Here is an 11,541-nt window from a genome sequence, read left to right on the forward strand (position 1 = left end):
TACATTGCACCCCTAAGATGGCGATCCATACGATTCAATGTAAAGGAGAAATAAGATGATCAATCAATCGATTGCCAAAGAGAAAAGCGTATTTTTATTGACCGATAGCGATTGGCATACGCGCACGATTCAGTTCATCGTGGGTATTTTGATGCTGGCGCTGTATGTGTGGATTGCTGCGGGTGTGCTGAATTTGTTGTTCAACTTACCGGAGATTCTGAAGAGCGGCTGGGCGCAAATCGCCGAGCACATCATCGTAGACATCGTGCTGATCCTGGCGATCCTCGAACTGATCCGTATTTTGCAGTCCTACCTATCGGTCGGACGCGTCAAGGTCACGTTCATTCTGGATGTGGCGCTGGTGGTGCTGATCGGTGAACTGATCGGCCTGTGGTATAAAGAATATACCTTCGTTGAAGTCGGCCTACACATTGCTGTCATCACCGTGCTGATTTTGCTGCGGATTGTGTCTATCCGGTTTTCGCCGAATGTGGTTGATTGATTTAAACAAAAACCAGGCATTTCATCCGGTGAGATCCTTCCAGAACCAAGTACTTTGAGATGATCAGTTAGCGATAATTACTTAGCGTTTGGTCCGGATGCCTTAAATGACAGAAATCGTTGCAGCTTTTTTGTAAGGCAATCTATTTCGCTGAGTTCACATTCCCAAACAACGATGACAACCCAGTCTGCTGCACGCAATGCGGCGATATCCTCAGCATCGCGTTGCTGGTTCCGGGTGATTTTTGGAATCCAATAATCAAGGTTTGTCTTAGGCTTGCGAATGCCTTCAGCACAGCCATGACCATGCCAGAAACAACCATGAACAAAAATTGCAAGTTTCCGTCCTATCCATGCAAGATCGGGTTTTCCTGGCAAGTCTTTCCGGTGGATGCGGTAACCTGAGAATCCAATTTCCCGGCAAAGCCGGCGTACTCTCAACTCTGGTACCGTATTTTTACCCCGGATTTGCCGCATGTTTCTTGAACGGCGATCAGGGGTTAATTTATCCATTGCTACTTGCTCTTGGTCGCAACTTCCCCGGCTGCCTGTTTCGGGAATTTCGCTATCAGCCATTTCAACACTTCAAGCTGATCTGCTGAAGTTGCTCTGCGAATTTGAATTAAAAGCTGCTTGAGGTCTGGACGGATAAGTGTGGCATTTTGCGCTCCTTCGTTACAAATAGAACAAACTGCCCTGAGATTAGAAGCTTCATCACTGCCGCCCTTGCTTTTGTCAATAATGTGTCCAATGTGAAGGCGCGTCTTTCGTGTTGAATCGTAAGGATGTGATTCTCCTGCAACTGCACCGCACATCTGGCAAGTGAAACCATTGCGGTCGAGAACATATGCGCGGGTTTCTTTAGAAATTGCCCGCTCAAAGGCAGGTTGCGGCTTCGGTGTTTCGAGTAAATATTGTCCTGGCTTTAATTCGCTGCGGTCATTGTGCGTAAGGATCAAGTAACCTTCTTCTGTGCGCAGCTCTCGCACGCGTCGCGCCCACTCTGATTGATTATCGGCGACAGCGCGTAATTCATCAGAATCCATAACGCGGCCTATATTCGCCAGAAAATGCGCGCGGAGCTTTCCACGAGCGCCACCCCTTTGGTTCTTTGCTTTTTGTGCTTTCTCTTCTGCCATTATTACGCCCGCTTAAGCTTTGTTTTTGCAGCGGCATTAAGGGCTGCTTGAATCTGAATACCTACCGCATGAGCTACAGGTGGAGGAAAAGCATTGCCAACTTGCCGGTAGGCGGCCGTTTTCTTTCCGCTAAATTGCCAATGATCTGGAAAGCCTTGAATGCGTGCAGTCATTCGGACCGTGAGTCTGGGCATGCCAACAAAATCTCTCTCGGGTGGCGCATCAGCAATTCCCATTCCATCAACGCCAATTGATGCCCATGCTTTCTTTGCCCGGGTTGGACCCAGATCGGGACCTCCGTGTTTTTTGCTTCCACCCACCAGCGTCGGAGCAATATCACATGCACGTTCACGCCACTGCTTAGCACCACACCAGTTGTCTGCTGCCATCAAGTCAAAAAGGGCTTCGCCAACTGTCGGCGGTGGCGAAGCCAGCGCCAACGGCCAATGGAAATATTCTGCGGCGGTTTTCTTTAAGGCTACGAAAACAACGCGGGGACGCAATTGCGGCACGCCAAAATCACTAGCATTCAATAGCCGCCACTCGGCGGTGTACCCCAGTTTCTTCAAGTCAGAAATAATTTTCGCGCGATACTCATCGAAAACTGAATCGAGCAAGCCACGGACATTCTCGAGCATTACAGCTTGCGGTTTGCACTCAGATACTAGCCGGATTGCTTCTGGAAACAAGTCGCGCTCATCTTCACTGCCTAATTGCTTGCCTGCCTTTGAAAAAGGCGGGCAAGGCACTCCGCCTGCAAGAAGCTCTACTCCTTTCCACTTCTCGGCTGAATAATGATGTAGGTCTCCTTCTGTAACGTGCCAATGATTCCGGTTGATTCGAAGGGTTTGGCAAGCTACGGTATCAAGCTCTACGAGGTTGACGTGATCAAAACCCGCCTGTTCCAAGCCTAGAGCCTGCCCGCCAGCACCAGCGCAAATTTCAATTGATGTAAGTGTCATTCCTCTCTCCTGTACGATGCAGGCACATTTTACGTTCTTTGACAGCAGTTTGCCATGTGGTGCCACATGTGACATTGATTCACCATCGTAACAAATAATATTACCTTCATCCTATTGTCATAAAAATGTAACGCTTTCTTTATATGATTGCAGCATTCTTAACTGTAGATGGAGTGGTTGATGGCTGTCACCATACTCGTCGTTGAAGACGAACATGCAATCCAGGAGCTGATCGCGCTGAATCTGAAGAAAGCGGGACATATCGTTTTGTGCGCGGACGATGCCGAGCAAGCCAGGAAAATGGTCAATAACGTTTTGCCGGATTTGATTTTGCTCGATTGGATGTTGCCGGATACGAGCGGAGTAGAATTTGCGCGTAAATTGAGACGGGAAGAACGCACCAAGGCTATTCCGATCATCATGCTCACCGCGCGCGTGCAGGAAAGCGACAAAATTGCCGGACTGGAAGCTGGTGCGGATGATTACGTCACTAAACCCTTTTCACCGCGGGAATTGCTCGCTCGTATCAAAGCCGTGCTGCGCCGCCGTTTGCCCGAAATGTCCGACGACGTCATCGAATCCGGCGGATTGAAACTGGACCCGGCGACACACCGGGTGCATGTTCAGACCGGTGATGAGCCGTCAAAACCGGTGGAAATTGCGCTCGGCCCGACGGAATTCCGTTTGCTGCATTTTCTGATGGCGTATAAGGAACGTGTGCACACTCGCGCGCAATTGCTCGACCGTGTCTGGGGCGATCATGTTTTTATCGAGGATCGTACCGTCGATGTGCATATCCGCAGACTGCGCAAGATTCTGGAAGCGGTGGGAAAAGAAAATCTGGTGCAAACGGTGCGCGGAACAGGCTACCGGTTTTCTGTCGAACATCAAGAAGAACATGCCGAATAAATCGAATCGCACATTTACCCTGCATCCTCAACGCCGCACAACTTAAGACCTCCACAAAAAAAGAAACCCGAAAAAGCGGGTTTCTTGCCGATCGATCAGAGCACAGCTTTAGAAAGCCAGCCAGCCATTCAAGTAAAACGCGTCGTTGTTCACCGCATTACGGCCCAAGCCGTCATAATTGTGCACGCTGCCGTTAAACTTGAAATTGTGGACGTATTGCGCTGCTAAGCGCAAATTGACGAACGTGCTCATCACGGAAGTATTCGTTTTACCGAACGGGGTATAACTGACTTCGGCGATAAACGCTTGGCTGAGAGGATTACCGGTGCGGCTGCCGCTGATGGGGTCGCCAAAACTGTAGATGACCGTATCGGCCGTTCCGGTGGTTTGATTGTAAAACAGATTCAAACCGTACGTTTGCTGGAATGTATATCCGGTTCTGATCCGCACAGTGTCGAGATTACTTTTGAGCTTATCCGCGAATCCCAGTGCGGAACTGGCGTTCATGTTGCGGTTTTCACGCAGGTACGTTGCGGTGAATTCATAAATGTGCACGGGGTTTGCGAGATACTGGTACGTCAGGTCAAAACCGAAGTCATCGTACCGGTCGGTGCCCGCACCCGTGATGCGTTGCGGATTGACATCACCGTGCAGCCCGTAAGCGCCCACCGCGCCATAATGACCGCTCCAGTCTTTTTGCAGCGCAATCCGCCAATAAGGCGCGCCGCCGCTCAGTCTGGCCTGCTCCGCATCAAATACGCTGATTCCTTTCTGAGCATTTTTCGGCAAACTGGTATAACCGCCCGCTTCGATGTACAGCATATCGTTCAGCATCATATATGCGGTCGCGCCGATCACTTGCGACCCGAGTGATTCAATCAAATTGGCGGCGGATTGGGTTGGCGCTAATGGCGATGAACTCCACGGAAATCCCCAGGTTGGCGTGGTATTCCACAGATCGGTCACGGTCGGGTTGTTATTGGCCGTCAAACCGAACACCACTTTCTGACCGGCGACATCGGCGTGATCAGCAAAGCGGATATCGGTGTTATCCAGCACGCCGATGTTTTCCACACCATCATAAGTCCCTTCGATAAACGCGCCGACCTTGGATGTCAGGCGGCCTGCCAGGAAAATAGCGGCTTCATCAATCGTGCCATTATCATTCTTGCTGAAACGCGGCGCCGCGCCACCGGCTTGCGCTTCTTGCGTATGCGTATAGGAACCTCGGATCATGCCGCTCAATGGAATGATATTATTATTTTTACCATCCGTTTGCGTATAACCATTGAGCTTGAAATTCCTGCCGACGGAAGTCAGGTTAGGTCCGAATGACTGGACGTGGCAAGCGCTGCACGCGAAACCGGTCTGCCGCGCGAAACTGGGTAGCGCATTGGCGCTGGAACTCAACAGGAAAAATAGCAAAAAGAAAACAAACAGTGATACTGTGCTCTTAGTTACAGTCATCATTCAGCCCTATTTATATATGAAAAATGAAATTAAAAATTATTTAAAAGACCCCTTGCCTAACTAAAATATCAACTACTCAACCCACATTACCCAATTGATTCTTCTATCTTAATGAACATATTATTACAAGATATATTAATTTCTCGTGAAGTCTTATGAAAAAAATTGTGAAGTATTAGTAAAGATAGACAGACGGGCAACAACAATTTAGATTAGCAACCAACATCAAGGCCGATTCCTCAATTTACCGGTTATCAAGGACTCACTATGCCGTCGCCCTTTTTCTCAAGCAACATCACTAATACCAAGCTTACCCATGACAATTCGATTGATTCTCTGGCGGGCGGCACACGCTGGCTGAGCTCAACCATCACATACAGCTTTCCTGCCAGTAACAGTTCACTGTATTGGTCTTCACTTTCGAGCGGATACGGTTCCCGGTTTGGTGATGGCGAACCGTGGAGAAGCGACTTCACAACGTTAACCACGGCGGATCAAGCCGCTTTTGTCAAAGCGCTGCAACAATGGGCGAATGTTGCCAATTTAAACTTTGTACCCGTTGTGGAAACCCCCAGCGCAGTGGGCGATATCCGCGCGGCCTATACTTCGGACCCCGATGAGTTGACTCTCGCTTGGGCTTATCTGCCCAGCACCGGTCCCTATGCGGGTGATATCTGGATAAATACCAACGGTCTGCTCAATTTTCAGGAATGGAATCCTGGCAATATCTCCTATGAATCTGTTTTACATGAACTGGGCCATGCCTTGGGTCTCACGCACCCTTTCGCTGACCCTGACGATCCGTCAAAACCGACGCTGCCAAAGAATCAGGACAGCGTTATCCACACCATCATGAGTTATACCTACGCGGATCTGCAAGGTGTGGAAGGTAACGAATTTTCCTTTCATCCCACCACGCCGATGGTGCTCGATATTGCGGCGATACAATATTTATATGGCGCCAACACCCGTTACCATGCCGGTAACGATACCTACACCTACAACGACGCCAATACCTATCACGAGACCCTTTGGGATGCTGGCGGCGCTTCCGATACCATTCACTACGAAGGTGCGATTTCCGGTTTGATTGATTTGAATCCGGGCGATGGATCGTTCATTGGTCAGCCGGTCTACGTTCAACTCAACGGTGTCAATATCGGTCAGCCGGTTCCGAATGTCTGGATCGCCAATAACGTCACGATTGAAAACGCCATCGCCGGACAAGGGAACGATACCCTGATCGGCAACGGTAGCCGCAACACCTTGGATGGCGGTGCTGGAATCGATACAGTGCAAGCCGGTTCAGCGCGCAGTCAATTCACGCTGAACAAGACTTCCAGCGGCTACACCCTCACCGACAACGCCAATCCCGGTAATCCTGATACGCTGACAAACATCGAGCGGGTGAAATTTGCCGATGCGCGTGTGGCGCTCGATCTGGACGGCCACGCCGGTGAAGTCGCCAAGCTGCTCGGCGCGGTATTCGGCGCTGCCACCGTTGCCAATCAGGATTACGCCGGTATCGGTCTGACTAAAGCCGACGAAGGATTGAGTTACGAACAACTGGCCACTTTCGCCATCGATGCAACCAAACTCACCAGTCACGAAGACATCGTCATGCTGCTGTGGCAAAACCTGTTCGGCTCCGCACCCACACTCAGCGAAAAATCCCCCTACATCAACATGCTCGACACGAGCGAAATATCAACTGGCGCACTCGTGGTACTGGCTGCGGACACCGGCGTCAATGCGGAAAATATTCATCTGACAGGACTCGCGCAAACCGGACTGGCGTACACCGGTTGATGACTGATTAGTTCAATCCGCTTGATCTCATTTTCGATAAACTGCTGTCGAATCCATTTGAATTAACCATTCGCACCTTCAAGCAGCTTATTCCAATAACCCAGGCTTTTTTACGGTTAATCGGCAATTTGTCCGAACTGATGTTCCATGATAATGACCGGCAGCGATGACAGGCTATGCGCCATCATTTATGCCGTGAACACAGTTCAATTTTCTCTTGTAAAAAGGACAGCCGATGCCGCCAATTCCAGCAAAAAAATCCGTAACGTACAGCGATCCGAAAAATGCACCGGCGATAAAAGCCGATGACAGTATCGAATTGAGTTTTAGAAACGAAGTGATGGCCGGAACCGGCGATATTATCCTCAGCAACGGTTCGGATACCCGCAGAATAGCGGTCAATGACACCAGTCAGATTACTTTCAGCAGCAGCAAATTATTCGGTAATTCCGTCATCATTAACCCGGCACAAGACTTGATTCCGAATACCCATTACAGTATCCGGATGGACAGCGGGGTTATCCGGGATATAGCCGGAAATGTGAATACCAGTATCGACGATCCTGACACATTGAGTTTTAATACTACGGACTCCACGCCATTACTCCTCTACAGCAATATCGGCAATATCGGCCGTAGCCCGTTCGATTCAGACTTATCCGCACCCGCTGAGCTGACTGCTGATAACGATATATGGCTCGATTTTGACGAGCGCATGATCCCGGGCAGCGGCAATATCATTCTCAGCAATGGCTCGGATACACGCACCATCGACATCACCGATGCAAGCCAAGTGACATTTAACGATTATGACGGCTTTGTTACCATCAACCCGGCAGCCGATTTGATTCCCAACACGCACTATCACATTCAAATCCCCGCTGGAACTATTACCGATACTACAGGCAATGCCTATGCAGGCAACGTCGATTCAAATGCACTCGGTTTTACTGTTAGTTCTGCCGCCCCGGCAATTTGGTGGAGCAATCTATCGAGCGAGTCAACATTGAAGGTGGATAGCGAAATCACCTTTTATTTTAATCAGGGGATAAAAGTCGGTAGCGGTGACATTGTGATCAGCAATGGTTCGGATACCCGTACGATTGACATCACCGATACCAGTCAGGTGACCTTCACCAATATTTTTTCCGGCGCTGTCACCATTAAACCAACAGCTGATCTTATTCCCGGCACTTCATACACGGTTCAAATGACAGCGGACGCGATCACGGATGACACCGGTCATGCATTTGATGGAATTGAAGCAAACACGATGCATTTCACAACGGTTGCATCCAATCCGTGGCTGAACGGTATTAATTGGGTTAATTTGTATGCTCCAATGGAAGAAATCACTATCAAGGCCGATGATGCCATCACGCTGCAATTCGATGAAGCAGCACTGCCCAGTAACGGCGAGATCGTCATCAGTAATGGCATTGATACACGTTCGATCGATATTCACGACAACAGCCAAGTAACATTCGATGATTATGGTCAGGTATTCGTCAAACCATTACAAGATTGGATTCTCGAAACTCACTACACTATCCAGATAGCGGCTGGTGTCGTTATGGATAGCAACGGCAATGCTTTTGCAGGTTCCGCTGATCCATCCGGACTCAGTTTCACACCGGTTGAATCCGATCCCACATTAAGTGGGACCAATTTCATGGCAAGCGACGGTGAGCCATTCGTGCCCGTCAGTTTTCTCTGGAATGAACAGCTGCTGCTTCGCACCGATAGTGGTATTCAATTGCAGTTTGACGAACCAGTGACGGCAGGTAACGGCAAGATTACAATCAGCAGTGACACGGACACCCGCATTATCGATATTCGTGATACCAATCAAGTGAAATTCCATGAGTATGGCGATATGGTCATCAGCCCGGTTGAAAATTTGTTGCCGCATACTCATTATCACATCGAGATTGCAACTGGAGTCATCACGGATACCGCCGGTAATCCTTACGAAGGCATCCATGATACAACCGCCCTGGAATTCACCACAACGGATGCTTATTTCATCACCATGACAGGTGTTGGTTCATTGGACATCATAGGCTCCTAGATCAAACAGAGCGTCCATCCAGAAAATACTGCGCTGGTGATTTATCGCTTTTGCGGGTTCGGGCACTTTATTTTCTGGCGTATCGCATGAGAATCAACTGAAATCGCATGCTTTGGCGTTCATATGCGGCTTTTGACTTCATTACCAATCTTTGTTACTTTCCTGCGCGAACCTGGGAGATTTGCTTTCTCAGCGCTCCGGTAAAACATGAGGAATGACATGCACGAAGAAACAGTAATGCACGGCCTGAAAGCCAAAGGATTAAAAAAAGGATCGGTATCCAAATCGGCGGCCGTTACAATTGGCCTCGCCGCTACCGCACCGGCCTACTCGTTAACCGGGGCTTTGGGATATGGCGCTTCCCAGAGCGGTTATCAGCTGCCGATCGTATTTATTTTGTCGGTGATCCCAATGTTCTTCGTGGCGCTGTCTTATAAGCACCTGACCACCTCGGCGCCCGATTCCGGAACCGTATTTACCTGGGGGACCAAAGCGATCGGTCCACGTTTCGGTTGGTTTGGCGGTTGGGCGCTGTTATTGGCGAGCGTGTTAGCAGGCGTTGCAGCGACACAGATTATTGTCGATGCACTGGCCATCATTCTGAATATGACTGAAACACCGTTATGGTTTCACTTTGGCGTCGCGATCTTATTTATCTTGAGCACGACCTATCTGACAGCACTCGGTGCCGAGGAATCATCGCGCACCACTATGATTCTGACGATGACGCAATACGGTGGACTTATCGCCCTCGCCGCAGTATTGTACATGCAAGTTTTGCAGGGCAATGCCGTTCATTCGGCCGAGCCTATGTCACTCGAATGGTTTAATCCGTTTGCCATTTCATCGTTTCATGCATTTCTGAATGGATTCCTAGTGGCATTATTCATTTTCTGGGGATTTGACGCATCGCTGGCCATGTCGGAAGAAACCAACGGCAGTGCCGAGCAGGCGGGACGTAGCGGCATCATTGCCATGATTATCACAGTTATCACCTATGTCGTTTTCGCTACTGCGGCCTTGGCATACGCGGGCATTGATGCGCATGACAATTCGAGTTTAACCTTTAAAGATAATATCGATTCGATCATCACGGTTCTGGCAACCAGCATGATTGGAGCCAAAGGAGCATTTGTTGCGGCGTTAATCATCGCAATTTCGGCTTTTTCAGCCACCATGTCGACGATCATGCCAGCCGCGCGTGCTGCGCTAGCCATGGCGACCTATCGCGCCATTCCGCGCAAATTCTCTTCCGTCAATGAAGCAACGCAAACACCCAAATTTGCCACTTGGACGATTGGTTTGATGACGCTGATTATCTATATCACGTTGAGTCTTATCAGCGAATCGATCGTCAAGGATTCAATCCATAGTGTCAGTATCGCGGTATGTACTTACTACACGGTGGCTGCGTTGTCCTGTGTGCTGTATTTTCACCGTACCGCATTCAACCATTGGCACACTACCATTTCTCAAGTCATTCTCCCTTCGGTTGCCGCCATCATTCTGATTGCAGTAGGCATCATTCAGGCATGGAACATGATGGATCCCCATTACGGATCAAGTGGGTCAATTGCGGGAGTTGGTACCGTATTCTTGATTGGCGTGGTCGCGCTACTTTTTGGCGTTCCGCTCATGGTATTGTGGAATTTACGAGAGCCGAAATTTTTTCGCGGAGAGACTTTACCGCTTGAGCGAGCGCACATGGTGCCCGATAACGGAGAACAAAATGTGCTCAACACCGGCGCTGCTCACATTAGGACAACTGCAGAGAAATAAAACTTACCTGTTATTCCGTTGATGCAAAAACATGGTCAATATTTTGCTGGACAGTTAACTCAGGATAAAATTAACTGAGTATTATTATCCGGTCGCAGATCGATCAGTGTGTATTTCCTTTCTAAATCGATTTATCTTTTTCAAGAGGGAAATCCGCATCGCGTAGTGCTCTCATCCCTCCTTGCATCGACTGGATATTGCCATACCCCATTTGCTGCAATGCATCCGCCACCAAGATCGAACGGTAACCGCCGCCGCAATACAACACGATAAGCGCCTGCTTATCCGGTACTACTGTTTCAATATCACGTTCAATAATCCCTTTCCCAAGATGACGAGCACCCGCAGCATGATCTATCCAGAATTCATGATCTTCCCGCACATCAATAAAGTGAAATTGTTCACCGCGTGCCAACCGTGCTTGAACATCCGCCACAGTACATTCCTTCACTCGCTGTTTGGCTTGTTCCACTAATTGTAAGAATCCTGGATTATGCTGCATGCGTTCCCCTTTTTTGTTGATATACCCTATCGTGGCCGAATTTGCTCGGTGAATGAATGTATCAAAGTTCTTATTCCGGGTCAAAACGCGATAGACGAAATACTAGAATTCGCACTAACGATTGATTCTCCTGCTCCTAGCCACTTAGCAAAGATCAATTGTGACACAACACACTTAATCCGTTGCAACTATAAACTATGAGCAATCGCAAGAGCGATTTTTGACGATCAGAGCACTGCATTGACATGAGTGCAAGACACAAGGGTCTAAAACAGAAAAAAGGAAATAAAAAAACCGGCACACAGCTGTCTTTCGACAGTGGTGTACCGGTGTTGATACTAACTTCTCTTACAGTTTGGTAAAGACTGGAATTACCGCGCCAGCAATACTGTTGATATA

Annotated in this window: 10 protein-coding genes; 5 read left to right on the forward strand and 5 right to left on the reverse strand. The window is 48.9% G+C overall.

The window, feature by feature from the left end; all coding sequences use genetic code 11:
- The first annotated feature begins 55 nt into the window (after positions 1-55).
- Complete coding sequence (locus BLU57_RS13040) at positions 56-502, forward strand: phosphate-starvation-inducible PsiE family protein (protein ID WP_090321701.1); 447 nt, start codon at positions 56-58, stop codon at positions 500-502.
- Between the two features lie 77 nt (positions 503-579).
- Here the strand turns inward: BLU57_RS13040 and BLU57_RS13045 are convergent, their stop codons facing one another.
- Genes BLU57_RS13045 through BLU57_RS13055 form a run of 3 tightly spaced genes read right to left on the reverse strand, consistent with a single transcriptional unit; the run spans position 580 to position 2,602 of the window.
- The gene (locus BLU57_RS13045) at positions 580-1,014 is read right to left on the reverse strand and encodes a very short patch repair endonuclease (RefSeq protein WP_090321703.1); all 435 of its coding nucleotides are present in this window, start codon (positions 1,012-1,014) and stop codon (positions 580-582) included.
- 2 nt (positions 1,015-1,016) lie between these two features.
- The gene (locus BLU57_RS13050; RefSeq protein WP_218131674.1) at positions 1,017-1,640 is read right to left on the reverse strand and encodes an HNH endonuclease; all 624 of its coding nucleotides are present in this window, start codon (positions 1,638-1,640) and stop codon (positions 1,017-1,019) included.
- Between the two features lie 2 nt (positions 1,641-1,642).
- Positions 1,643-2,602 (reverse strand): DNA cytosine methyltransferase, encoded by a 960-nt coding sequence (locus tag BLU57_RS13055; RefSeq protein WP_090321706.1) that lies wholly within the window; start codon positions 2,600-2,602, stop codon positions 1,643-1,645.
- Between the two features lie 180 nt (positions 2,603-2,782).
- Between BLU57_RS13055 and phoB the strand changes: the two genes are divergently transcribed.
- The gene (phoB, locus tag BLU57_RS13060; protein ID WP_090321708.1) at positions 2,783-3,511 is read left to right on the forward strand and encodes a phosphate regulon transcriptional regulator PhoB; all 729 of its coding nucleotides are present in this window, start codon (positions 2,783-2,785) and stop codon (positions 3,509-3,511) included.
- Positions 3,512-3,619: 108 nt separating this feature from the next.
- Here the strand turns inward: phoB and BLU57_RS13065 are convergent, their stop codons facing one another.
- Positions 3,620-4,981, reverse strand: coding sequence for a cytochrome C (locus BLU57_RS13065; protein ID WP_256206287.1), 1,362 nt, complete (start codon positions 4,979-4,981; stop codon positions 3,620-3,622).
- A 267-nt stretch (positions 4,982-5,248) separates the two neighbouring features.
- Between BLU57_RS13065 and BLU57_RS13070 the strand changes: the two genes are divergently transcribed.
- From BLU57_RS13070 to BLU57_RS13080, 3 genes are all read left to right on the forward strand, one after another.
- On the forward strand, positions 5,249-6,790 hold the full coding sequence (locus BLU57_RS13070; RefSeq protein ID WP_090321713.1) for a M10 family metallopeptidase: 1,542 nt from the start codon (positions 5,249-5,251) through the stop codon (positions 6,788-6,790).
- 235 nt (positions 6,791-7,025) lie between these two features.
- Positions 7,026-8,861 carry an Ig-like domain-containing domain gene (locus BLU57_RS13075; RefSeq protein WP_090321716.1) on the forward strand — a complete coding sequence of 612 codons (1,836 nt, stop codon included), beginning with the start codon at positions 7,026-7,028 and terminating at the stop codon, positions 8,859-8,861.
- Positions 8,862-9,080: 219 nt separating this feature from the next.
- Positions 9,081-10,640, forward strand: a complete 1,560-nt coding sequence (locus tag BLU57_RS13080) for an APC family permease (protein WP_090321717.1) — start codon at positions 9,081-9,083, stop codon at positions 10,638-10,640.
- Positions 10,641-10,761: 121 nt separating this feature from the next.
- On the opposite strand, the gene BLU57_RS13085 is transcribed toward BLU57_RS13080, so the two are convergent.
- On the reverse strand, positions 10,762-11,142 hold the full coding sequence (locus BLU57_RS13085; protein ID WP_090321720.1) for a rhodanese-like domain-containing protein: 381 nt from the start codon (positions 11,140-11,142) through the stop codon (positions 10,762-10,764).
- Between the last annotated feature and the right edge of the window lie 399 nt (positions 11,143-11,541).

This window comes from Nitrosomonas oligotropha (genome assembly GCF_900106555.1).
Lineage (GTDB): Bacteria > Pseudomonadota > Gammaproteobacteria > Burkholderiales > Nitrosomonadaceae > Nitrosomonas > Nitrosomonas oligotropha_A.